The sequence below is a fragment of the Phaeacidiphilus oryzae TH49 genome, from assembly GCF_000744815.1.
Lineage (GTDB): Bacteria > Actinomycetota > Actinomycetes > Streptomycetales > Streptomycetaceae > Phaeacidiphilus > Phaeacidiphilus oryzae.
Window position 1 is genome coordinate 4,754,669 of record NZ_JQMQ01000005.1, and the last position, 22,145, is coordinate 4,776,813.

Here is a 22,145-nt window from a genome sequence, read left to right on the forward strand (position 1 = left end):
CCCGACCTACCGAAGGGTGGAGTGACCGTGAGCACCGAACTCCAGAACAAGACCATCGCCTTCCTCGTCGCGCCCGAAGGAGTGGAGCAGGTCGAACTGACCGATCCCTGGCAGGCCGTCCACGACGCGGGCGGGACGCCGCGCCTCCTCTCCACGGGCGCCGAACGCGTCCAGGCCTTCAACCATCTGGACAAGGCGGACACCTTCCCGGTCCACCAGCAGGTCGCGGACGCCGACCCGGCCGACTACGACGCGCTGGTCCTGCCCGGCGGCGTGGCCAACCCCGACTTCCTGCGGACCGACTCCGACGCGGTGGCCTTCACCAAGGCCTTCTTCGACGCCCGCAAGCCGGTCGCGGCGATCTGCCACGGCCCGTGGACCCTGGTCGAGGCCGGCGTGGTCCGCGACCGCACGCTGACCTCCTGGCCGAGCCTGCGCACCGACATCGAGAACGCCAGCGGCCACTGGGTCGACGAGGAGGTCTTCGTCTGCCCCGGCGGGCCCAACGTGCTGATCACCAGCCGCAAGCCGGACGACCTGCCGGCCTTCGACAAGGCCCTGATCACCGAGTTCGCCAAGGGCCCGAAGGGCTGACCGGGCGGCCCGCCTGACCGGGCGCCCCTCCTGACCGGGCGCGCCCCCTCCTCACCGGCCTCCCCTCCCCGCCGCGGATCAGCGCGGGTGCCGTGGGGCGTGCGACTCGCGCTCCGCGGTACGGAGGATGGCGGATTCGATGGCCGCGGCCCGGTCGGCCAGGAGGGAGAGGGCGGCCGCCGCGCGATGGGCGGGATCGGCCTCCGGGCCGCCGCCCGCGCCGGTGAGCGCGCGGGCCCGGACGTGGGCGGCCCGGATCTCCTTGAGACGGACGCCCTCCTCCGGGGTCAGGGCGCCGCGCAGTTCGGCCAGGCGCAGGAGGTTGAACTCCGCGCCGGTGGCGAGAGTCTGGGCGGCGGCCGTGTAGTGGTCGTCGACGACCGCCGCGGCCTCGGCCGGGTTCATGGCGGGGTCCAGGCGGGCGGCGACGGCGTTCATGTCCCGATAGGAGCCCTGGAGGAGGAACGGCGGCTCCGTGCGGGTCTCCGGCGACTGCGCGGCCGAGGCGATGTAGGCGGCGTTGACCGCCAGCACCGTGTCCCGGGCTGCCAGCAGATGGCGCAGGACGCTCTCGATCCGGGCCAGGTCGGCGGGCGGGCAGGCGGCCCGGAGGGGCTCCCGGCGGGCGGCGGGATCGCCGGCGGCGAGGCGGAGGAGAGTGGTCAGGTCCGACCGGTCGAAGGCGGCCGCGGGAGCCAGGACCGGGTTGGCGGCCAGGGCGTTCTCGATGAAGCTGAGCGAGAAGGCGTCCTCGCGGCCGGAGAGGACCTCGCCCAGGTTCCAGACGTCGGCGCGGCTGGCCAGCATGTCGGGGATGCGGAAGCGGCCGCCGGACTCGGTGTACGGGTTGGCGGTCATCCACACCGCGAAGCGCTTGCCGCGCAGGTCGTAGCGGCGGGCCGCGCCGTTCCACACCCCCTCGACGCCGCGCTGCGCGTCGCACAGCGGGATGAAGCGCTGCAGCAGCTCGGGGGAGGCGTGCTGGACGTCGTCGAGGTGCAGAAGCACGTTGCCGCCCGCGGCCAGCGCGAAGTTGACCTTCTCGATCTCGCGGCGAGCGGCCGCGTCCGGGGCCCGGGCCGGATCGAGGGAGGTCGTGCCCTCGCCGAGGGCCGGCCCGTCCACCCGGACCAGCAGCAGGCCGAGGCGGTCGGCGACGTAGTCGATCAGGCTGGTCTTGCCGTAGCCGGGCGGCGACACGAGGAGGAGCAGGCCCTGCTGGGCGACGCGCGGGCCCTCGGCCGTACCGAGCTGGCGGGCCAGGCTGTCCCCGACGAGGGGCAGGTACACCTCCTCGATCAGGCGGTTGCGGACGAAGCCGGCACTGACCCGCGGACGGTGCTCGTCCAGGCGCAGCTGGGCTCGGGCGGCGGCGACCAGGTCGGCACGGCGGTGCTGGTAGGCGCGGAAGGCCGGGACCTCGACGGCCTCGAACCTGGCCGTGCGGTCGAGGAGTTCGTCCAGGCGGACCTCCAGCCGGCCGTGGTCGATGCGCGGGTGGCTGCCGCGGAGGCCCTCCACCGTGTGGGAGAGCGGGGCCTCGACCAGGCGACGGGGGAGTCCGGGGGTGAGCTCGGCGGCGACGGCTTCGGCGATCGAGGCCGGGACGGCGTCGAGAGCCGAGTCGGCCTCGGTGGAGGCGGCGCTCGCGTCGGCGTAGGCGCTGAGCCAGGTCTCGACGAGCTGGCGGCGGGCGGGGAGGTCGTCGGCGAGGGAGGAGAGGGCGTCCGGGTAGGAGGCCCGCGCGTCCTCGCTCATGGCGCGGTGGAAGCCGTCCAGGAAGGTGCGGGCGCCGGCGCTGAGGGCGAAGTCGTCGGGGGTCTCGGTCAGCTCCTCGAAGAGGTACTCGGCGGCGGCGGGCGAGGAGCCGTCCCCCGGCGTGAACTCCTCGATGGCGCGGGCGAGTTCGGCGCACCAGGCGGCGATCCCGGCGGCACCGCCCGGCGTCGGGCCGAAGTCGGCGCGGGCCCGGGACAGGGAGGCGGCGCGCAGGGCCCAGACGGCGCGCGACTCGGGGGTCGCGCCGTGCGCCCAGAAGAGCTGGGCGGAGGCCCGCGCCCGCGCGGGGAAGCGCAGCACGCCCGCCCCGGCGCGGAGCCGCAGGAGGGCGGCGAGGATGAGCGCGGCGTCGTGGTCGTGCACACCCTGCTCGTAGCCCTCGTCGTAGGCGGATCGGGCGGCGGCGGAGGCGAGTTCGGTGAGTTCGACGAGGTCGTCCGGATCGGAGCCGAGGGCGTTGGAGCCGAGCGCGTCCGGGCCGTTGTCGCGTAGCAGGCGGGCGGCCAGGTACTCGGCACGGTAGACGGCCGGTGACTCCGAGGGGAGCGTGCGGCCCCAGCAGTCGCAGGTGCTGAGGAAGTCCGGGTCGGTGACGGGCTCGCGGTAGTCGGTGCCGGTGACGGCGAGGTCCAGGCCTCCGTCGGCGCCCGGGACCAGGGCGAGGTCGAACGGCTGGGTGGTGACGGTGAAGCGGCGCCGGCCCAGGCGGACCACGCGGCCGCCCTCCGTGTACAGATCGGCGCGGTCGCGCAGGGCACGGGCGGCCGCCTGCCCGGCCTCGGCCAGCCGGCCTTCCAACTCCTCGGCGCGCAGCGGCTCGTCGAGCCCGCGCAGGTCGGCCGCCGCCCTGCGGATCCGGGCCACCACCGGGTCGGTGGCGAAGTAGGCGGCGGCCGCGGTGGCGTCCGGCAGCGCGGAGACCCGGAGGCCGACCGTCCGCAGCGCCTGCTCGGCGGCGCGGAGCAGCCGCTCGGCCCGGCGGGCGCGCTCGTCCAGCAGGTTCTGGCGGCGGGCCGCGAAGGCGTCGGTGATCTCCGCGCGCAGTTCCGCGGTACGGGCCAGGGCCTCCTCGGAGGCGCCGAAGCGGGACTCCAGGTCCTCCAGCCGGAAGAGCAGGCGTGCCGACTGCTCCTCGCACGCGGCGGGGGTCCCCGCGGAGGCGAGGGCGGTCGCGGTGGTCTGGCGCAGCAGGGCGAGTTCGGCCGCGGACTCGGCCCGGCTCTCGTCCTCGCCGAGCTCGGCCAGGCGCGCAGCGAGCGCCGCCCGGGCGGCGTTGGCGGAGGCGAGCACCCGGCCTACGCGCTCCAGGATGCCGGTGCGGACGGCGGCGTCGCCGATGTCCAGCTCGGTGACGACGTCGGTGACGGTGCGCAGTCCGCGCTGCAGCTCGTCCAGGCGGGCGGAGAGCGGCGCGGAGTCGGCCGTCCGGTCCAGGGCCCCGGCCCGGGCGGTGAGCGCGGACAGGTCGGCGAGGAGGCCGTCGAAGGCGTCGGGACGGGCCAGGTGCTCGACGGCCCGCCGGGCGAAGGAGGCGATGTCCGACTCCAGGCCGGCGGCCAGGGCGAGTGCCGACTCGCGTTCCACGTACGGGAGTTCGGCCAGGGGGAGGACGGCGGCGTGCGCGGTGCGCAGGGCTGTCAGGCGCTCCACCCATTCGGCGGCGGTGGCCGGGGCCTCGCCGCGGGCGCGCCGGACCAACGCGGTGACCTCCCGCTCGGCCTCGGCGAGCGCGTCGGCGGCACGGCGGGTGAGGTCGTCCACGCGGTCGAACTCGGCGAGGGTCTGCGCGGCGGTGGCCCGCAGCGCCTCCAGGATCGTCAGGACGTCCCGGAGCGGGCTCCCCGTGGCCTGGGCCTCTTCGGCCTCTTCGGCTGCTTCGGTCTCTTCGGCCTCCGCAAGCCATGGGTGGGCGCTGACGGCGTGGGTGCAGGCGGCGGCCAGCCGCCGGTAGCCCTCGGCGGTGTGCTCGGGCTCGGTGGCCGAGCGGGCGATCGCGAAGAGCGTGGAGACCCCGCGCACCAGATCGGCGTTGCCGATCCGGGCCAGCGCCGGGTCGGGGGCGTCGGTGGTACGGGAGTGGGCGTCGGCCCACGTGTCCGACGCGTAGGGCGAGTTCCAGAACTGGACGGTGTGGACGCGGGCGGGCTCGCCGGCGGCGTCCGCCCGCAGCAGGGCGAGGGTGCCGTCGTCGAGCAGCGTGTAGTCCCGGCAGAGCAGCGGGGCCGCGAACTCCTGGCGCACCAGGTTGTAGGAGAGCAGCAGGGCGTGGCCGGTGGCCCGGCAGCGGAAGGCGTAGAGGACGTCCTCGCCGCCGGGCGCGCGGTGCTCGCGTTCGAATTCCGGCTCGCGGATCACTGCGGGGTCCGGTTCGAAGGCGCCGTGCCGGCCGCCGGCCAGGCAGTAGCCGCCGGGGAAGACGACGCCCTGCTGGTCGGGCAGCGAGCGGCAGGCCCGGCCGATGCCGTCCAGGCGGACGACGGCCCGGGTGGTGGTGTCGAAGACCAGATGGCGGGCGACCGGCTCCCGGTAGGGGCGGACGCGCAGCAGGATCAGCGCGCCCACGCGGGCGTGCGCGACCTCGGCGTCGTCCAGGGACTGCAGCGGCTCGTCGACCGGCTCGCTGTACACGCCGTCGCCGGTGGCGGTGTCGTCCTCGGTCTTGACGGTGAGGGTGCCGCCGAGGGTGTCGACGAACAGCTCGCCGCGGACGGCGATGTGCGGGTGCCGGCCGGCCCGCTGGTCCTCCCGGACCGCCTCGGTCCAGTCGAAGTCGTACGCGGGGGCGGGGGAGAGCTCGCGGTCGCCGTGGGCGTCCAGGAACTCGGCGGAGTCGTCCTTGACGGCCCAGCGCAGCCCGCGGACGTCGGTGGCGCGCTCGCCCGTACGGAAGAGGGCGAGGACGCCGTCCTCGCCGCCGCGCAGGCGGACCAGCCGGGCGTCGCGGAAGTAGCGGTGCAGCTCGTCGAAGGCCTGCCGGAAGCCCGGCGCGTCCAGCAGGCCGGGCACGGCGTCGGCGGGCAGCGGGGCCAACTCGCGATCGTGGAGGGCGAGTACGTCGGCCGGGCGGACGCCGGCGCCGTCGCCCGGGCCGGAGACGGGGCTGGAGCCGGGGACGGGGACGGGGCTGGAGCCGGGCACGGGGGCGAAGCCCAGCAGCAGCCGGTCGCCCACCCTGGCGATCCCGCTGGGGAGGGCGGCACGCTCGGTACGGACGCGGGCGGTACGGGCCGGCGCGAGACGCGCGGAGCCGAAGGCGGCTGTCCGGCGCGTGTTCAACTCCTCGGTGAGCGAGCCGAGTTCGGCCGCCTGCGCGGCGAGTCTGCGGCGCAGGACGGCGTAGGCTCCGGCATCCGGCCCGGAGTGCGGACCGGCTCCGATGGCCGCCCCCGCGGTCGCGTCCGCCCGCGGCTCCCTCTCCTCACCTGCTGCGTTCACGTCCGGCGTCTCTCACTTCCCGGCTTGTACCGCGTGTGCTGTGTGTACTGCGTCTGCCGCGTGCCTTGCGTGCCTCGCGTGGCCTGCGTGCTCCGCGTGCCTCGCGTGCCCGGCGTGCCTCGTGTGCCCCGGGGGCCTCGCGTGCCCTGCGTGCCTCGCGTGGCCCGGGGGCCCGCGTGCCCTGTCCGCCCCGCGTGTGCCGGCGCCCCGGGCCCCCGGCCCGTCCGGCCCGGTGCCGCGCCTGTCGGGCCCGACCCCTGTGCGGGCCCGACAGGAAGCGCGGTCACGCCGAGGCGTCGCCGCCGTTCGCCGCCGCCAGCGGCATCTGGGCCAGGCCCAACCGCTCGGCCTGCTCCATCAGACGGCGGACCTGGCCGGCCTGCGCCCCGCCGTCCTTGGCCAGCCGCGTCAGCAGTGCCGACACCGTGAGGTCGCGCACGTCCCCGGCGGAGACCGAGCCGACCATCCTGGTCAGGTCCTCCGGGAAGCTCGCGCTGCCGTTCAGCCAGGGGCCGATCAGCGCCTGCGCCGTCTCGGAGTGCTGGACGAAGCCGTCGACGCCCTTGCCCATGCCGATCGCCGAGACCAGCCGGTCGAAGAAGGCGCTCTCGCCGCCGACGATGTCGATGTCGGCGTGCTCCAACCCGGTGGCCAGCACGGTGGCCTGGGCCTCCGCGAGCCGGCGCTGCATGTCCAGGCCGGCCAGCCGGACCTCCTTCTCCGCGGCCAGGCGCAGCCGGTACTCCTCGTGGCCGCGGGAGGCGTCGTCCAGCGCGGCCATCGCCGCAGCCTTCTCGGTGAGCCCCTCGGCCTCGGCCTTCAGCTTCTCGCCGATCATCGCGGCCTCCGCGGTGGCCAGTGCCGCCGTCCCCTCGGCCTCGGCGAGCGCCTTGAGCCGCGCCCCCTCCGCCTCGGCCCGCAGCCGCGCGGCCGTCGCCTCGGCCTCGGCCCGGCCGGCCTTCTCCACTACCTCCGCCTCCTTGTCCCGCACCTGCACGGAGGCGAGGCCGCCGGCGGCCTCCTCGGCCTGCACGGCCTCGGCGAGCCGCAGCTTGGCCTTGGCGTCCAGGTCGGCGGCCTTCAACCGGGCCTCGGCCAGGGTGAGTTGCTCGGCCGCCCGGTGAGTGGCCGCGGCCTCGGCGGCCTCCGCCGCCTTGATGTCCTTGACCAGCCGCTCCTGGGCCTCCGCCTCGGCGGCGATGATCACGGACTGGCGGGTGCGCTCGGCCTCCTCGACCACGCGCAGCTTCTTGATGGACTCCTCCTGCTCGGCGACCGTCCGGTCGACCGCGACCCGCTCGCGTACCACGTCCGCCATCTCCCGGCGCTCGGTCTCGACCTCGCGCTGGGCGGCGATCCGGGACAGCTCGGTGGCACGGTCCCGGGCGATGGCCTCCAACTGGCGGTCCTTCTCGATCCGTTCGTTCTCCACGGCGATCACCCGCTCGCGGTTCTTCTCCGCGGCGGCGATCTCCCGCGCCTGGTTCTCGCGCTGCACGCCGAGCAGCTCCTCGGTGCGGATGAACGCGGTCTGCGCCTCCAGCCGCTGCTCCTCCTGCGTCTTGGCGGTGACCGCCTCCTCGCGGGCCCGCAGCGTCTCCACCTCGCGGCGCTGCTTGATCTCGGCCTCCGCCTGCCGGCGCTCCAGCTCCAGGATGGTCTCCCGGGCGTCGACGTCCTGGCGGGTGATCTCCTTCTGCTCGGTGCGCTGGTACTCGTTGGTGCGCACGTGCTCGGTCGTCGTCAGCTCGGTGATCTTGCGGATGCCCTGGGCGTCCAGGATGTTCGACGGGTCGAGCTGCGACATCGAGGTCTGCTCGAGGAAGTCGATGGCCGCGTCGTCCAGGTGGTAGCCGTTCAGGTCGGTGCCGATGACCTGGATGATGCGGTCCCGGAACTCCTCGCGCTTGGTGTAGAGATCGACGAAGTCCAGCTGCTTGCCGACGGTCTTGAGCCCCTCGGAGAACTTCGCCGCGAAGAACTCCTGGATCGCCTTCGGGTCGCTGGCGGTGGCCGTGCCGATGGACTGCGCGACCTTGACGACGTCCTCGACGGTCTTGTTCACCCGCACGAAGAACGAGATGTGGATGTCCGCGCGGATGTTGTCCCGGCAGATCAGCCCCTCCCGGCCGGTGCGCCGGATCTCGATGGTCTTCACCGAGATGTCCATGTACTCGGCCTTGTGGACGACGGGCAGCACGATCGCGCCGGTGAAGGTCACGTCGACCTTCTTGGCCTTGGAGATGATCAGCGCCCGCCCCTGCTCCACCTTGCGGAACAGCCGGCTGAAGAGCACCAGCACCGTGAGCGAGATGAGCAGCACGACGGCGACGAGCACACCGATGGCCAGGGATACGGCATCCATGACAGAGACAGTCCTTCGAGGATCAACAGGTGAGGTGAGGTGAGATGAGGTGCGCCGAGCGGGCCGCGGACACGCACGCGGGCATGCGGGCCCGCGAGTCGGTGGCCGGGCGTCGCGGAGACTCTTCCCGGAACCCGGCAGCTTCGGCTCGCCGCCGCTACGTCTGCAGCGCTACGTCTGCGCCGCTACGTCTGCGTCACTACGTCTGCGGCGCGCCCGGCGGCCCGGTTTCGGGTCGCAGTACGGGGTCGAAGGGCGCGACCCAGAAGAACTCGCCCTGCTCGTCGTAGTCGTAGAGCAGACCGGTGGTCCCCGCGGCCCCCGCGGCCAGCAGCTCGGCGTCCCTCGGCTGGGCGCGGACCGGCACCACGGCGCTCGACCCGTCCTCGGCGCCGACCTCGGCCTGGCCGAATTCGGCCGTGACCCGCCCGGTGCGGATCCGGCAGGTGAGTCCGACGAAGTCGCGCCGGGACGGGGCGGATTGCTCGGGCAGCACCCGGCGCAGCCGCCGGACCAGCGCCAGGGTGGACACCCAGGACAGCAGCAGGGCGGCGAAGAGCACCGCCGTTTCGAGGACGGTCCGCAGGGGCCCCGCCGCGACCGCGGCGCGGACCAGCAGCGCGCCGGTCAGGCTGGTGAACCAGGCGATCAGGACCAGGAAGGACACCGGCACGGTGACCGGTACCGAGCCGCCGCCGAGCGTCTCGGGGAGGTGGTGGGCGTGCAGCGCGTCGTGGTCCGCCGCCCCGACCAGGACCAGCAGCCAGAACACCACCACGACGATCAGGGCTGCGCCGAACAGCACGGCCGGGAAACCGAGCGCGGCACGCAGGAACTCTCCCACCTGCCCTCCCCCTCCGAAACCGGCCCTGCGGCCCTCGCTTTCCGGGCGTGGCCTCGTGCCACTCCCCTGCGAGACAGCATCCTGAGGGGAGGGAGGGGCCCACCGCATTGCCCGTTTCCGGCAATCTTTACCGGCTCCCCATGCCGGTTGCACGACAACCGGACCCACCTGCGATTCTTGATTGGTTCTTGACGACGGGCGCTGAGCCGCCGTTGACGGCACCGCGTGACGGTCGGGAGGGGTGGGGTGGGTGTCGATGTCCGATGCCGTGGTCGCCGCGGACTGGAGCGCCGGCGAAGGCGCCACCGGCCCCGACGGCTACGCCCGGCTGCTCGCCGAGGTCGCGGCGACCGGCCGCCGCCTCACCCGCGGGGAACTCGACGAGCATCGCGCCCGTGGCGAGGCCGCCGCCGGCTCCGGTCGCTCGCTCCGTGAACTCGTCGGCCGCTACCTGGCCGCGACCAGGGCCGCCTGGCCGGAGAACGCCCCCTCGGCGGACCCAGTGCTGGCCGCGATGGCCATGGCCGTGGACGCCTTCGCCGACGGCTACGAGCGCGCTCAGCGGATCGCCGTCCGCCAGGAGGAGAACGCCCGCCGGGAGTTCATCGACGACCTGCTGTACGGCCGCGGGGACCTCGGCCGGCTCGCCCAGCGCGCCGAGCGCTTCGGCCTCCGCCTCGCCCACGCGTACGTCGTGGCCGTGGCGGCGGCCGCGGACCTCGCCGCGTACGACGCCGTGCACCCCGTCACGCGACAGGTGGAACTCGCCCTGCGCGGCCGGTTCGGCACCCGCAGCATCCTCCTCACCACCAAGGACGCCCGGCTCGTCTGCATCGCCCCCGCCGATCACACCGACGTGCTCGACCACTTCGCCGCGCTGGTCCGCGGCGCGGACCGCACGGCGCGCGTCGCCGTCGGCCGCCCGCACCCAGGCGCGGGCGGCGTCGTCCACTCGTACGAGGAGGCGCTCAACGCCCTCGACCTGGCCGACCGCCTCGACCTGCCCAGCCCTCTGCTGCACGCCGCCGACCTGCTGGTCTACCCCGTGCTGACCCGCGACCGGGACGCCATGGCCGACCTGGTGCGGCACGCCCTCGGCCCGCTGGAGCGGGCCCGCGGCGGAGCCGGGCCGCTGCTGAGGACGCTCAGCGTCTACTTCGACAGCGGCTGCGTCTCGGCGGAGGCGGCCCGCAGGCTCGCACTCAGCGTCCGCGCCCTCACCTACCGCCTGGCCCGAGTCCGGGACCTGACCGGCGCCGACCCGGCCGACCCGGCCCACCGCTACACCCTCCAGACCGCCGTCATCGGCGCCCGCCTACTGGACTGGCCCGCCCGGGCGCTGTGACGGCTCGGCGGGGGCCGGGAGGTCCACGGTGATCATCAGCAGAGGCGGCCGTCGTGCCGCGATCCGAACAGACGAGTCTTCTGCCGTCTACGTCGGCACACATGTCGCTCGCTGCGAGCGCGCCGGCCCGGCCGAGCCGGTACGTGCGGTGCGGGCGGTCGTGGAACTGAGCCGAGCGCTCGGCGGGATGACGATGCGGGCCCTTCTCGGGGCCGAGTTCTCACCGGATCCATCGGGGTCGGCGACTGAGTTCGAGGTCCCGTTCGATGAGCCTCTGGGGCTCGGCGCGGTTGCCCATGCCCACTGCCGCAGCGAGCTCGGACGCTCGCTCGTGGCTGGGTTGCCAGGCGACTTCGCCGCTGCGGTGCTCGACGGACTGGCAGGAGAGGCCGCGGCCAGGACGTTGCCGAGGGGGCTGCTGCGGATCGACCGCGCGGGCTTCGACGAGGCAGGCTCCTCTGAGATGGCCTTCAAGCTCGCTGGGGGCCTGTTGCGGTGTGTCGTGGAGGCCCTGCTGCATGGCGACGATCCGCTCGTGGCGGCCCAGGCCGTCGTGAGCGGATGGTGACGTGGGAGTCAGGCCGAAGAATAGGCAGCGCCGATGGCAGCCGGGGGCCCCCGGTGAACAGCCTCACCAAGGCGTCCAGATGGCCGATGCCGTGTAGTCGTGTGTGCGCGGACGCCCCACGCAGGGGGAGTGAGCCTGCGCACTGGGACCTGCCTCCGGCGAGCTGATCGGACGCGTGCGGTTCTTGTGCAGGCGTTCCCGCTCTGCTCCCACCGCAAATCAAAAACGGCCTGGGGCCTCCCGTCGAAACGCGAGGCCCCAGGCCGTTGTACTGCATGTCTTGCTTGTGCGCCGCCAGGGACTCGAACCCCGGACCCGCTGATTAAGAGTCAGCTGCTCTAACCAACTGAGCTAGCGGCGCGGGCGTCGTCGCCTCGGGCGAGCTGGTCGCCGTCGCGTTGACGGAAGTAATCATAGCGGACCTTCGCCGGTGCTCCGACCACCGTCGGCCACCGTCCGGCCGCGCGGTTCAGCGGCTGGAGGCGGCCGCCGCGGTGCTGGTGGTCTGGTCGGTCTCGACCAGGCGGCGGACGGCGTCCGCGATCTCGTCCCGGGCGACCAGCAGCTGGAGCCAGATCCGCGGCTCCCGGCCGTCCCAGCCCGGGTAGAGGCGGGCGCTGAGGCAGCCGGCGGCGGCCAGCGCGGCCAGCCGCCGGTCGTGGACGGAAGCGCCCTGAACAGCGGGCGCGCCGGGGGGCACGCCGCCCCCGCCGCGGGCCCCGCCGACCGCCCGTACCGCCGCGTCCACCTCGGCCGCCAGCCGCCGGTGGGCGTCCGCCGACTCGGCGTAGTACCCGGTGCGCGGGAAGAGGCCCAGCACCCGCCGCTGCTCGACCCGCAGCAGCCCCCGCGAGACCAGCGCGTCCAGATACGGCCGGTCCGCGTTTCTGGCCAGCCGGCGCAGCGCCGCCTGCAGCGGCAGCCCGCGCGGGTTCTCGGCGGCCGCCTCGGCCACCCAGGCCAGCGCCGCGTCAAGGCCCGGCTCCCCGCGCGGTGCCGGCGAGGCGAGCCCGACCCGTCCGCCGCCGACCCGGACCGACCGGTTCAGCTGCAGCTCCGCCAGTACCGCCCCGGCCAGCGCGTACCGGAAGAACTGCGGCTGCCGTACCCGCAGGCTGCGCGGGTCGAGGCAGAGGAGCAGCAGCTCCTCGGGCAGCGGGAGCCGGTACGCGGCACGCGAATCGAAGCCGGTTTCTGGGGTCGTCGCTCCGTCCACCCGACCACGTTCGCACGGCCGAGCGGGCATCCGGCAGGCTCGCGGGGACGACCGGCCGCTCATGGGGCGGATGTCGGTGCGCCGTGATACGTCTGACGGCGTATCGGAACCGACGGTCGCGGCCAGCGGAGGTAGGCGATGGCATCCAGGGCGGGGCGGCTGAACGCGCTGACGGACGTCCCCGGGCTGAGGGTGGGGCACGCCCAGCGGATCGGGGAGGGCTGGCTCTCCGGCACGACGGTCGTCCTCGCCCCACCCGGCGGCGCGGTCGCCGCGGTGGACGTCCGCGGCGGCGGTCCGGGCACCCGCGAGACCGACGCCCTCGATCCGCGCAACCTCGTCCAGCGGGTCGAGGCGGTGGTGCTGACCGGCGGCAGCGCCTTCGGCCTGGCCGCCGCGGACGGGGTGATGGCCTGGCTGGAGGAGCGCGAGCGGGGCTTCCCGGTCGGGCCCGGCCGGGTCGTCCCGGTCGTCCCCGCGGCGGCGCTCTTCGACCTCGGCCGCGGCGGGGACTGGCGGGCCCGCCCGGGCGCCGCCCTCGGGCGCACGGCGGCCGAGGCCGCCTGGGCGGCGGGGGAGGGGGTGCCGGTGCCGCAGGGCGCGGTCGGCGCGGGCACCGGCGCGCACACCGAGGGCGGGCTCAAGGGCGGGATAGGCACGGCGAGCGCGGTGGTCCCGCTGCCGGCCGCCGAGGGGCGGGAGGCGTGCGAGGTGACCGTCGCCGCCCTGGTCGCGCTGAACGCGGCCGGCTCCCCGGTGGACCCGGCCACCGGGCTGCCGTACGGAGCCTTCGCGGAGGTGGAGGGCGAGTTCGGCCGGCTGGGCGGGCTGGCCGGCGCGGAGGCGCGCGGCCCGCTGCCGGAGGCGGTACGCCGGCGGGCGGCCGAGCGGCTGGCGGAGGCGGCGGGCGCCCCGGCCCCGGCAGCCCGGCCTCCGGCAGCCCGGCCCCGGCGGCACGGCCTCCGGCGGCACGGCGGCCGCCGCCCAGCCGCTCAACACCACCCTCGCCGTCGTCGCCACCGACGCCGAGCTGACCCGCCCTCAACTCCACAAGCTGGCCGGCACCGCCCATGACGGCCTGGCCCGCGCGGTCCGCCCGGTGCATCTCCTCAACGACGGGGACACCGTCTTCACCCTCGGCACCGGCACCGGCACCGCCCCGGCGCCGGCCGACGCCCTCGCGGTGAACGCGATCCTCGCCGCCGGCGCGGACGCGGTCACCCGCGCGGTGGTGCACGCCGTGTTGAGCGCGGAGTCGGTCCGCACCCCGGCCCGCTCCTTCCCCTGCTACCGCGAGCTGTACCTGGAGTGAGCCTCCGCACCCGGCGGCGGGAACATCTGCTCGGGGCGCGCTGTTGACGCGGGTCGGACCATCCAGGTCAGACCCGTCCAGGGCAGACCTCAGAACCACCTGCGCAGCCGAATGAGGAGAGCAGCCCGGTGAGCAACAGCAGCGCCGACCCCGAGACCCCCCTCTCGATCCTCGATCTGGCCACCGTCGGCGAGGGATACACCCCCACCGAGGCGCTCGCCGCCACCACCCGGCTCGCGCAGGACGCCGAGCGCTGGGGGTACCACCGCTTCTGGGTGGCCGAGCACCACGGGATGCCCGGGGTGGCCAGCTCCAGCCCGGCCGTCCTCCTCGCCCACCTCGGCGCCGCCACCAGTACCATCCGGCTCGGCAGCGGCGGCGTCATGCTGCCCAACCACGCCCCCCTCGTGGTCGCCGAGCAGTTCGGCCTGCTGCACGCGCTGCATCCGGGGCGAATCGACCTGGGTCTGGGCCGCGCCCCCGGCACCGACCCGGCGACCGCCGCCGCCCTCCGCCGGAACACCGGCGACCCGCACGCCGACGACTTCCCGCAGCAGCTCGCCGAGCTGACCCACTTCCTGGACGCCGACTTCCCGCCCGGCCACCCGTACGCCCGGCTGAAGTCGGTGCCCGGCGAGGCCAGCGCGCCGGGCACCGGGCGGCCGCCGATCTGGCTGCTCGGCTCCTCCGGCTTCAGCGCCCAGCTGGCCGGCCGGCTCGGCCTGCCGTTCGCCTTCGCCCACCACTTCAGCGCGCAGAACACCGTCCCGGCGCTGGACCTCTACCGGCAGACCTTCCGCCCCTCCGAGGTGCTGGAGAAGCCGTACGCGCTGATCGGCGTGGGCGCGATCGCCGCCGACGACGAGAAGCAGGCCCGCCGGCTGGCGCTCTCCGGAGCGCTCAACATGCTGCGGCTGCGCCGGGGCGCCCCGGGCCTGGTGCCCACCCCGGAGGAGGCGGAGGCCTATCCGTACTCCGAGCTGGAGCGGGACTTCATCGACTCCTGGCTCGCGAACGTGGTCCTCGGCGACCGCGACCAGGTCCGCCAGGGCCTGGCCGCGCTGCGCGAGCGCACCGGCGCCGACGAGCTGATGATCACCAGCAATGTCCACGGCCACGCGGCCCGCAACCGCTCCTACCGGCTGATCGCCGAGGCCCACGGCCTGGTCGAGCCGAGCGAGCCGAGCGAGTCGGGCGAGCCGGAGGCGCCCGGCGGGGCCTGACCCGGCCAGAGCCCCGACCTCCGCCACGACGCCACGACGCCACGACGCCATGACACTCCATCAGGACCCGCCCCCGGACCCGGACCCCGCCCCGCGCTTCGCCCTGGACGAGCCCCTAGCCCCCACTCCGCTCCAGGAGCTGGTGGACGAGCGGCTGCGCCGGGCCGGCGTCCGGCTGCTGCTCAAGCGGGACGACCTGATCGACCCGGGCGTCCCCGGCTCCGGCACCAAGTGGCGCAAGCTGCTGCCGAACGCCCGGGCCGCCCGCTCCGCCGGCCACGACACCCTGCTGACCTTCGGCGGCGCCTACTCGCACCATCTGCGGGCGACCGCCGCGGCCGGCCGCCGCTTCGGCCTGCGCACGGTCGGCGTGGTCCGCGGCGAGGAGCTGCGCGACCGCCCGCTCAACCCCGGCCTGGCCCGGGCCGCCGCCTATGGGATGCGGCTGGACTTCATGGACCGGGTGACCTGGCGGCTGCGCGACACCCCCCGGGTGCTGGAGGAGCTCCACGAGCGGCACGGCCCGGCGTACGTCCTCCCCGAGGGGGGCTCCAACGCCCTCGGCGTACGCGGCTGCCGGACGGTGACGGAGGAGCTCAACTCCCAGGCGCCGGAGGTCGATGTGATCTGCTGCTCGGTCGGCACCGGCGGGATGCTGGCCGGACTGGCCGCGGGCCTGCGCCCGGGGCAGCGCGCGCTGGGCTTCGCCGCGCTCAAGCCCGGACCCTCGCTGGACCTGGACGCCGAGACGGCGGCCCTCCAGCGGCTGGCCTTCGGCGCCCGCCGCGGCTCCTGGTACATCGACCACCGCTACCATTTCGGCGGCTACGGCCGCAGCACCCCCGAGCTCAAGGCCTTCGCCGCCGGGGTGGCCGACCGCCAGGACGGCGAGGCCGCCCTCGACCTCGACCTCACCTATGAGGCCAAGGCCCTCTACGGCCTTCTCGACCTGGTCGAACGCGGGGCGTTCCGCCGTGGGACGACCCTCGCGCTGATCATCGCCGGCTGAGCCGGCGTCAGTTCCCTTTCCGCTGAAGGAAACTGGTCCAGACCATACCCTTGACTGCGCTCGGCCACAGGACTAGACCATAGGCACCAAGTCTCCGTCTTCCCCCACAAGGAGATCCGGTGCCAACAGAAAACGGCAGACACCGAACCCCCGCTAGCCGCCGGGCCCGCGGCCTCTTCGCCGGCCTCGCCACCGCCGCGCTCGCCGCCACCGGCCTGTTCGCCGCGGCCCAGTCCGGCAACGCGGCCCCCGCGACCGCCCCCGCCGCGGCCACCAGCGCCGCCCTCGGCAGCAACTGGTACGCCGCGGCCCCGTACCTGATGCCGCTCGACAACAACCCGCCCAACCCCGTCGACGTGATGAACGCCAGCGGGATCAAGGCCTTCCAGCTCGCCTTCATCCTGGCCGACGGCAGCTCCTGCGCGCCGGCCTGGGACGGCACCGCCGCGGTCTCCTCGGACTCCGCGGTGGCGAGCACGATCAGCTCGATACGGGCGGCCGGCGGCGACGTCTCGGTCTCCATCGGCGGCTACAACGGCACCAAGCTGGGCCAGGTCTGCGGCACCCCGGCCGCCACCGCCGCCGCGTACCAGCAGGTGATCGACAAGTACGGGCTGCACGCCATGGACTTCGACCTGGAGGAGCCGGAGTACGAGAACAGCTCCGCGATCGCCAACGAGATCGGCGCCGCGCAGATCCTCCAGAAGAACAACCCGGGCCTGTACATCTCGGTGACCACCGCCGGTACCTCGGCCGGCACCGGCTGGTTCGGCCAGCAGATGCTCAACCAGGCCAAGACCGACGGCTTCGTTCCGGACAACTTCTCCATCATGCCGTTCGACGGCGGCTTCAACGGCGCGGCCTCGCAGATCAGCGCCCTCCAGGCGTTCAACGGGCTGCTCCAGTCGACCTTCGGCTGGGACTCCGCGACCGCCTACGCCCACGAGGGCGTGTCGATGATGAACGGCCGCAGCGACAGCGGCGAGTTCTTCTACCAGTCCGACTTCCAGTCGGTGCTGAACTTCGCCGAGAGCAACCACATGGCCAGGTACACCTTCTGGTCGGTCAACCGCGACCGCGAGTGCAGCCCGCCGGACAACAACGGCACCACCTCCGGCACCTGCTCCAGCGTGACCCAGAACGCCTGGGACTTCACCAAGTACGACACCCAGTTCGCCGGGGCGACCCCGCCCAGCGGAAGCGGCGGCGGCACCGGCACCCCGACGCCCACCCCGACCCCGACCCCCACGCCCACCCAGGGCGGCTGCACCGCCGCGGCCTGGTCCAGCACCACCGCGTACACCGGCGGCCAGCAGGTCAGCTACAACGGCCACACCTGGACCGCCAAGTGGTGGACCGAGGCCGACGTCCCCGGCGGAAGCGCCGGAGTCTGGACCGACGACGGCCCCTGCTGAGCCGGCCCGCCGGCCCGGCGCAGGCCCTTAGGGTCCAGCAAGGGGCAAGGGGCAAGGGGCCCGGGGAGCTGCATCGCCCGCCCACGGCGCCGCCGCCCTCGGCAAAGGTCACCGGGTCGCGACCCGAGGTCCGTCGCCGAGTGCGGCAGCCCGTGCCGCTGGGCGCGCGGCTCCCCCGGCCCCTCATGAGCCCTTCGGGCTCAGCGGGGCCGCTGCGGGCCGGCGGCCCCTCAGCCGCCGTGCCGGCGCTGCGCGACCAGTTCGGCCACCGCCTCCGCCGGGCCCGGGCGGGCGAAATGCCAGCCCTGGGCGACGTCGCAGCCTGTCTCGCGCAGCCGCTGCGCCTGCTCGGGGCCCTCGACGCCCTCGGCGGTGACGCTCAGCCCCAGTACGTGGGCCAGCCGGACCAGCGCGCTGACGATCTCGGCGTCGACCTCCTGGCGTCCGGCCGGCGCCCCCGGACCGGCGGCCGCCTTGCCGCCGGCTCCGAACCCGGAGACGAAGGACGAGTCCAGCTTCAGCGCGTGCACCGGCAGCCGGCTGAGGTAGGAGAGGTTGGAGTACCCGGTACCGAAGTCGTCGATGGCGATCCTGATCCCCATCGCGGAGAGCGCGTGGAGCGCCTCCACCGGCCGCCCGGCGGGGCCCAGCACGGCGCTCTCGGTGAGCTCCAGTTGCAGCAGCCGGGCCGGGAAGCCGGTCCGCTTGAGCACCTCGGCGACGTCCGCGACCACGTCCGAGTCCCAGATCTGCCGCGCCGCCAGGTTGACCGAGACGAACAGCTCCGCCTCCGGGAACTCCCGCATCCAGCGCCGCCCCTGACGGCACGACTCCTCCAGCACCCACATCCCCAGCGGGACGATGGCCCCGGTCTCCTCGGCGATGTCGATGAACCGGTCCGGGGAGAGCCGCCCGAACTGCGGGTGGGCCCAGCGCACCAGCGACTCGACGCCCACCGCCGCGCCGTCCGCGAGCCGCACCAGCGGCTGGTAGTCGAGGACGAACTCACCGCGGTCCAGCGCCGGCCGCATCGTGGTGGCCAGCACCTGCCGGGTGAGCTGGTCCGCGTGCCGCTCCGGGTCGAAGAGCGCCCAGCGGCCCCGGCCCTCCCGCTTGGCCCAGTGGAGGGTCGCGTCCGCGTCCGTGACCAGCTCGGACGGGTCGGTACCGGCGACGGCCCGCTCCACCACCCCGACGCTGGCCGAGGCGCTGACCCGTCGGCCGTCCAACTCGTAGTCGGTGTCGAGCAGTTCGAGCAGTTCGGTGGCGAGGGCGGTGAGCTCCTGCGGGCCGGCGCTGCGCGGGACGACGACCGCGAACTCGTCCCCGCCGGTCCTGGCCACCAGGTGGCCGCGCGGGGTGAAGCGCTCGGTGAGCCGCCGTGCCACCGCGCTGAGCAGCTGGTCGCCGACCAGATGGCCGAGGGTGTCGTTGACCGCGTGGAAGCCGTCCAGGTCGAGGTAGCACAGGCCGATCCGGCTGCCGGGGCCGGCGGCGGCGAACGCCTCGCCGAGCCGGTCGAAGAAGAGCGAACGGTTCGGCAGCCTGGTCAGCGGGTCGTGCTTGGCCTGGTAGTGCAGCCGGGCGCCGAGCCGGCGCCGATGGGAGACGTCCTCCACCATCGCCAGGGTGTAGCCGGGGGACCCGTCGGCGGGGTGCACCAGGGTCAGGGTGATCTGGGTCCACACCGGGTGCCCGGCGCGGTGGTCGAGCCTCCGCTCCAGCCGGACCCGCTCCCGCCCGCTCGCGGCCAGTGCGCTGTGCAGGGGGCCTGACGGCCCGTCAGGGTGCAGCAGCCGCTGCACCCGCGTCCCGGTGAGCTCGGCCGGCTCGTAGCCGAGCATCCGGGCGAGCGCGGGGTTGGCCTCCAGCAGGACGTCCTCGGCGGAGATCACGGCCATGCCGATCCCGGCGTGCTGGAAGGCGGCCCGGAAGCGGGCATCGGCGCCCTCCGCGGCCGCCGGTGCCGCCGGCTGCTCGCCGCAGCAGGGGCACGGGTCGGCCACGGCGAGGCTTCGGGCGCTTTCGGCGCCTCCTGTGGGGCCGGGCACGACGCGATCATAGAGGCGGCCCGGAACGGCCCACCACCGCCGACCGAGCGATTCCCCCGCTCCGGTGGCCGCCCCCCGGTCCTCCGGCGGGCGCCCGAACAGGCGTACGCCCGGCCCGCGCGCCTGCGCCCGGGCCGGGCGTACCGGCGAACCGCTCAGGCCAGCGAGGCGTCCAGGGCGACCTCGACATTGCCCTTCATCAGCTGGCTGACCGGGCAGTTCGCCTTGGCGTCCTGCGCCGCCTCGGTGAACCCGGCGGCGTCCAGCCCCGGCACCTCGCCGCGCACGGTGAGCTTCACCGCGGTGATCCCCGTGCCCGGCTGGAAGGTCACCTCGGCCTGGGTGTCCAGCCGCGTCGGCGGATGCCCCGCCTGGGTGAGCCCGTGCGAGAGCGCCATCGAGAAGCAGCTCGAATGCGCGGCCGCGATCAGCTCCTCCGGACTAGTCTGCCCGTTCGGCTGCTCCGCCCGGGAAGGCCAGGAGACCTGGTAGTCCCCGATCCCGGAGGAGGCGAAGGTGACGGTACCCTTCCCGTCCTGCAGCCCGCCCTCCCAGGCGGTACGGGCGACACGCGTCGTGGCCATGGCGATGACCTCTCCCTCTCTGATCCTGTGTCCTGTGTCCTGTATTCGAACGACTGTACTCAGCCGGGCAGTTGGCAGATCTGCAGATGCGCGCCGAAGGGGTCGAGGATGGCGCACATCCGACCGTAGGGGGAGTCCTCGGGACCGTGGACGATCTTCCCCCCGCCGTTCGCCACGATCCGCGCCGCCGCGTCCGCGTCCTGGACCGTGAAGAAGGCGTCCCAGGAGGGCCGCCCGCCGGGCAGCTGCTCGGCGGGCACCCGCCAGCGCCCGGCGACCTGCGCGGGCTCGCCCTCCGGGATCCCGGCGGCCTGCCACACGGCGTAGTCGAAGTTCGAGCCGTCACCGAGCTGGTCCACGCCCGCGTAGCCGAAGACCTCGCGGTAGAAGGCGTCCACGTCGGAGCCGCCGGTGGTGGCCAGCTGGTTCCAGCACATCGCGCCCGGCTCGGCCCACAGCTTGGACCCGATGTGCCCGGCCGCCTGCCACAGGCCGAACGAGCCGCCGGCCGGGTCGACCGCGAAGGCCATCGTCCCCGCGCCGGGCACCTCCTGGGCGGCCAGCGCCACCTGGCCGCCGGCGGCCGCCACCCTCTCCAGCGCGCCGCCGATGTCCGAGGTGGCGAGGTAGACGTTCCACTCCGGCGACATCCCCTCCATCTCCGGAGTCGGGGCCATCATGGCGGCGACCGGCTGCCCCTTCACGAGGCACATCGTGTAGTGCCCCATCTCCTCTCCGAGGTCCTGGAACTCCCAGCCCAGGACGGCGGAGTAGAAGCGCTGGGCGCCCTCCGGGTCCGGGGTGAGGATGTCCGCCCAGCAGGGCGCTCCCTCGGCGTACGAACTGCGTTCCGGCATCGGGTCCTCCCGTGGTCGGCCGGTGCACCGGCGGCCCGGCGCACCCAGGCTTCCCCCGACCGCCCGCCCCCGCAACCACCGCGCCGCGTGTCGCAGCCCGCCGTACGGCGACTGGCCCAGCAGGCTCGGCGGGCGGCCGTCAGGAGGCCGCAAGACCCAGCCGGTACGCCGAGAACCGCCGCACCTCGCGGAAGCCGAGCCGCTCGTTGACCGCCAGCATGTGCCGGTTCTCCGCGGCGCACTCCGTCCACACCTCGGAGACCTCCGGGTGGGCCCCGGTCAGCCACTGCAGCATGGCCGCCTTGAGCCACAGCCCGAGCCCGTGCCCGCGGTGCTCCGGCACCACCGCCGTGGTGTAGGTCCAGGCGTGCCGCTCGCCGCCGTCCACCGGGTCGGCGAAGAGCGGCCGGCCGGAGGTGTCCGCGCCGGGGATCGCCACCTCGCTGAACCCGGCCACCAGCTCCCCGCCGGCCCCGCCGGCCGCGTCGATCCCGCCTCCGGCCCCGCCGCCTGCCTCCTCGCCCGCGCCCGCGTCCTCGTCGGCCAGCGCGGCCACCGTGAGCAGCGCGTCCCCGCGGCCCCGCACCACCTCGGCGAAGCGGTGCAGCCGCTCGGCGTCCCAGGCGGCGGTGCCGCGGGTCACCCCGCGCATCGGCAGCTCGTCCATCGCCGACCGGGCGGCCGCGTACGCCTCGGCCAGGTCCGGCGGCACCACGCCGGGCCAGCGGGCCAGCCGGTATCCGCCGGCGCCCGTGCGGACGATCTCCCGCAGCCCGGCCGCGTCCAGCCCGTCCACGGTGAGCCGCAGCGCCACCATGTCGAGCACCGGGGTGAAGCCGAGGGCGCTCAGCAGCCGCGCACCCGGGGTCTCCGCGCCGGCCTCGGCGAGCAGCTCGGTACGCCCCTCGGCCCGGGCCGCCGCCACCGCCTCGTCGAGGAGCCGGCGTCCGACGCCCTGCCCGCGGTGCTCGGGGTGGACGCAGAGTTCGAGTTCCGCCGCGTGCCGCAGATCGGCGTCGTCCGGCAGCCGGAGCTCGGCCAGTCCGACCGGCGTCGACTCGCCTTCCACCGCCAGCCAGCGCAGTACCCGCTCGCCGTCCGGGCGGGGCGCCGTCGCGGACGACGCCGGCTCTCCGGGCCGGTCCGCCGCCCGCGCTGCGGTGAGCACCTGCTGCCAGCCCTCCACCGCCGCGCTGTCCAACTGCTCCGGCTTGTCCCAGTGGAGCAGCCGAACGGTCTCGTTGACAGCGTTCCCGGTGTTCACCTCGTGGTCCAACGCGCGCCTCCGCGGTCAGGGCGCTCCCCCCGGCAGCGCCGTCCTGCGCACAGCTTGCGCCGACACGCTGTGTGTTCGGAAGGCGGCCCCCGCCGCGGATTCGCGTTCCCGTCCGAGTTCCGGGTCCCCGGCATGACACAGATCACAATCCGGCCGCCCGCCCCTCTCCGCCGGGGACTTTCGCCGACGGTCCCTTAGCCTTTAAGGAGACAAAAGTCCTCTATGTCCCGTTCTGCGGGTCTACCCGGATCCGTCTAGCGCCCGGAGGTAGT

Annotated in this window: 16 protein-coding genes and 1 tRNA gene; 8 read left to right on the top strand and 9 right to left on the bottom strand. The window is 74.7% G+C overall.

Annotated features, from left to right (window positions below):
- Nucleotides 1-27 precede the first annotated feature (27 nt).
- A complete protein-coding gene (locus BS73_RS24815) occupies nucleotides 28-594 on the top strand; it encodes a type 1 glutamine amidotransferase domain-containing protein (RefSeq protein WP_084704866.1) in 567 nt (188 codons plus the stop codon).
- A gap of 78 nt (nucleotides 595-672) precedes the next feature.
- Here the strand turns inward: BS73_RS24815 and BS73_RS24820 are convergent, their stop codons facing one another.
- The 3 genes from BS73_RS24820 to BS73_RS24830 form a co-directional block, all read right to left on the bottom strand.
- The gene (locus BS73_RS24820; RefSeq protein WP_235215516.1) at nucleotides 673-5,808 is read right to left on the bottom strand and encodes a DNA repair ATPase; all 5,136 of its coding nucleotides are present in this window, start codon (nucleotides 5,806-5,808) and stop codon (nucleotides 673-675) included.
- Nucleotides 5,809-6,091: 283 nt separating this feature from the next.
- Nucleotides 6,092-8,173, bottom strand: coding sequence for a flotillin family protein (locus BS73_RS24825; protein ID WP_037576081.1), 2,082 nt, complete (start codon nucleotides 8,171-8,173; stop codon nucleotides 6,092-6,094).
- Nucleotides 8,174-8,372: 199 nt separating this feature from the next.
- A complete protein-coding gene (locus BS73_RS24830; protein WP_037576082.1) occupies nucleotides 8,373-9,017 on the bottom strand; it encodes a hypothetical protein in 645 nt (214 codons plus the stop codon).
- 256 nt (nucleotides 9,018-9,273) lie between these two features.
- On the opposite strand from BS73_RS24830, the gene BS73_RS24835 reads away from it, so the two are divergent.
- Both BS73_RS24835 and BS73_RS24840 read left to right on the top strand, forming a co-directional pair.
- Nucleotides 9,274-10,362 (top strand): PucR family transcriptional regulator, encoded by a 1,089-nt coding sequence (locus tag BS73_RS24835; RefSeq protein ID WP_037576084.1) that lies wholly within the window; start codon nucleotides 9,274-9,276, stop codon nucleotides 10,360-10,362.
- 28 nt (nucleotides 10,363-10,390) lie between these two features.
- Complete coding sequence (locus BS73_RS24840) at nucleotides 10,391-10,930, top strand: hypothetical protein (RefSeq protein ID WP_152617710.1); 540 nt, start codon at nucleotides 10,391-10,393, stop codon at nucleotides 10,928-10,930.
- A 287-nt stretch (nucleotides 10,931-11,217) separates the two neighbouring features.
- Here the strand turns inward: BS73_RS24840 and BS73_RS24845 are convergent.
- Nucleotides 11,218-11,291: transfer RNA gene (locus BS73_RS24845), tRNA-Lys, on the bottom strand.
- A gap of 108 nt (nucleotides 11,292-11,399) precedes the next feature.
- On the bottom strand, nucleotides 11,400-12,146 hold the full coding sequence (locus BS73_RS24850; RefSeq protein WP_037576092.1) for a GOLPH3/VPS74 family protein: 747 nt from the start codon (nucleotides 12,144-12,146) through the stop codon (nucleotides 11,400-11,402).
- 138 nt (nucleotides 12,147-12,284) lie between these two features.
- On the opposite strand from BS73_RS24850, the gene BS73_RS36515 reads away from it, so the two are divergent.
- The 5 genes from BS73_RS36515 (at nucleotide 12,285) to BS73_RS24870 (ending at nucleotide 17,105) form a co-directional block, all read left to right on the top strand.
- Nucleotides 12,285-13,220, top strand: a complete 936-nt coding sequence (locus BS73_RS36515) for a P1 family peptidase (RefSeq protein WP_407675053.1) — start codon at nucleotides 12,285-12,287, stop codon at nucleotides 13,218-13,220.
- Nucleotides 13,177-13,458, top strand: a complete 282-nt coding sequence (locus BS73_RS41025) for a P1 family peptidase (protein ID WP_407675149.1) — start codon at nucleotides 13,177-13,179, stop codon at nucleotides 13,456-13,458. Before BS73_RS36515 ends, BS73_RS41025 begins: the two co-directional genes overlap by 44 nt.
- Nucleotides 13,459-13,586: 128 nt before the next feature.
- Nucleotides 13,587-14,681, top strand: coding sequence for an LLM class flavin-dependent oxidoreductase (locus tag BS73_RS24860; RefSeq protein ID WP_051940469.1), 1,095 nt, complete (start codon nucleotides 13,587-13,589; stop codon nucleotides 14,679-14,681).
- 49 nt (nucleotides 14,682-14,730) lie between these two features.
- Nucleotides 14,731-15,690 carry a 1-aminocyclopropane-1-carboxylate deaminase/D-cysteine desulfhydrase gene (locus tag BS73_RS24865; protein ID WP_037576094.1) on the top strand — a complete coding sequence of 320 codons (960 nt, stop codon included), beginning with the start codon at nucleotides 14,731-14,733 and terminating at the stop codon, nucleotides 15,688-15,690.
- A 119-nt stretch (nucleotides 15,691-15,809) separates the two neighbouring features.
- A complete protein-coding gene (locus tag BS73_RS24870; protein WP_051940472.1) occupies nucleotides 15,810-17,105 on the top strand; it encodes a chitinase in 1,296 nt (431 codons plus the stop codon).
- A 230-nt stretch (nucleotides 17,106-17,335) separates the two neighbouring features.
- On the opposite strand, the gene BS73_RS24875 is transcribed toward BS73_RS24870, so the two are convergent.
- The 4 genes from BS73_RS24875 to BS73_RS24890 all read right to left on the bottom strand — a co-directional run bounded on the left by BS73_RS24875 (nucleotide 17,336) and on the right by BS73_RS24890 (nucleotide 21,873).
- On the bottom strand, nucleotides 17,336-19,156 hold the full coding sequence (locus tag BS73_RS24875; protein ID WP_084704338.1) for a putative bifunctional diguanylate cyclase/phosphodiesterase: 1,821 nt from the start codon (nucleotides 19,154-19,156) through the stop codon (nucleotides 17,336-17,338).
- A 155-nt stretch (nucleotides 19,157-19,311) separates the two neighbouring features.
- Nucleotides 19,312-19,740, bottom strand: a complete 429-nt coding sequence (locus tag BS73_RS24880) for an OsmC family protein (protein ID WP_037576097.1) — start codon at nucleotides 19,738-19,740, stop codon at nucleotides 19,312-19,314.
- Nucleotides 19,741-19,799: 59 nt separating this feature from the next.
- Nucleotides 19,800-20,597, bottom strand: a complete 798-nt coding sequence (locus BS73_RS24885; RefSeq protein WP_037576100.1) for a VOC family protein — start codon at nucleotides 20,595-20,597, stop codon at nucleotides 19,800-19,802.
- Between the two features lie 139 nt (nucleotides 20,598-20,736).
- Nucleotides 20,737-21,873 (bottom strand): GNAT family N-acetyltransferase, encoded by a 1,137-nt coding sequence (locus BS73_RS24890; protein ID WP_051940474.1) that lies wholly within the window; start codon nucleotides 21,871-21,873, stop codon nucleotides 20,737-20,739.
- Nucleotides 21,874-22,145 lie beyond the last annotated feature (272 nt).

Coding starts and splice junctions, on each gene's coding strand:
- BS73_RS24825 (WP_037576081.1), bottom strand. CDS start 8,173: ATGGATGCCGTATCCCTGGCCATCGGTGTGCTCGTCGCCGTCGTGCTG.
- BS73_RS24835 (WP_037576084.1), top strand. CDS start 9,274: ATGTCCGATGCCGTGGTCGCCGCGGACTGGAGCGCCGGCGAAGGCGCC.
- BS73_RS36515 (WP_407675053.1), top strand. CDS start 12,285: ATGGCATCCAGGGCGGGGCGGCTGAACGCGCTGACGGACGTCCCCGGG.
- BS73_RS24865 (WP_037576094.1), top strand. CDS start 14,731: ATGACACTCCATCAGGACCCGCCCCCGGACCCGGACCCCGCCCCGCGC.
- BS73_RS24880 (WP_037576097.1), bottom strand. CDS start 19,740: ATGGCCACGACGCGTGTCGCCCGTACCGCCTGGGAGGGCGGGCTGCAG.
- BS73_RS24885 (WP_037576100.1), bottom strand. CDS start 20,597: ATGCCGGAACGCAGTTCGTACGCCGAGGGAGCGCCCTGCTGGGCGGAC.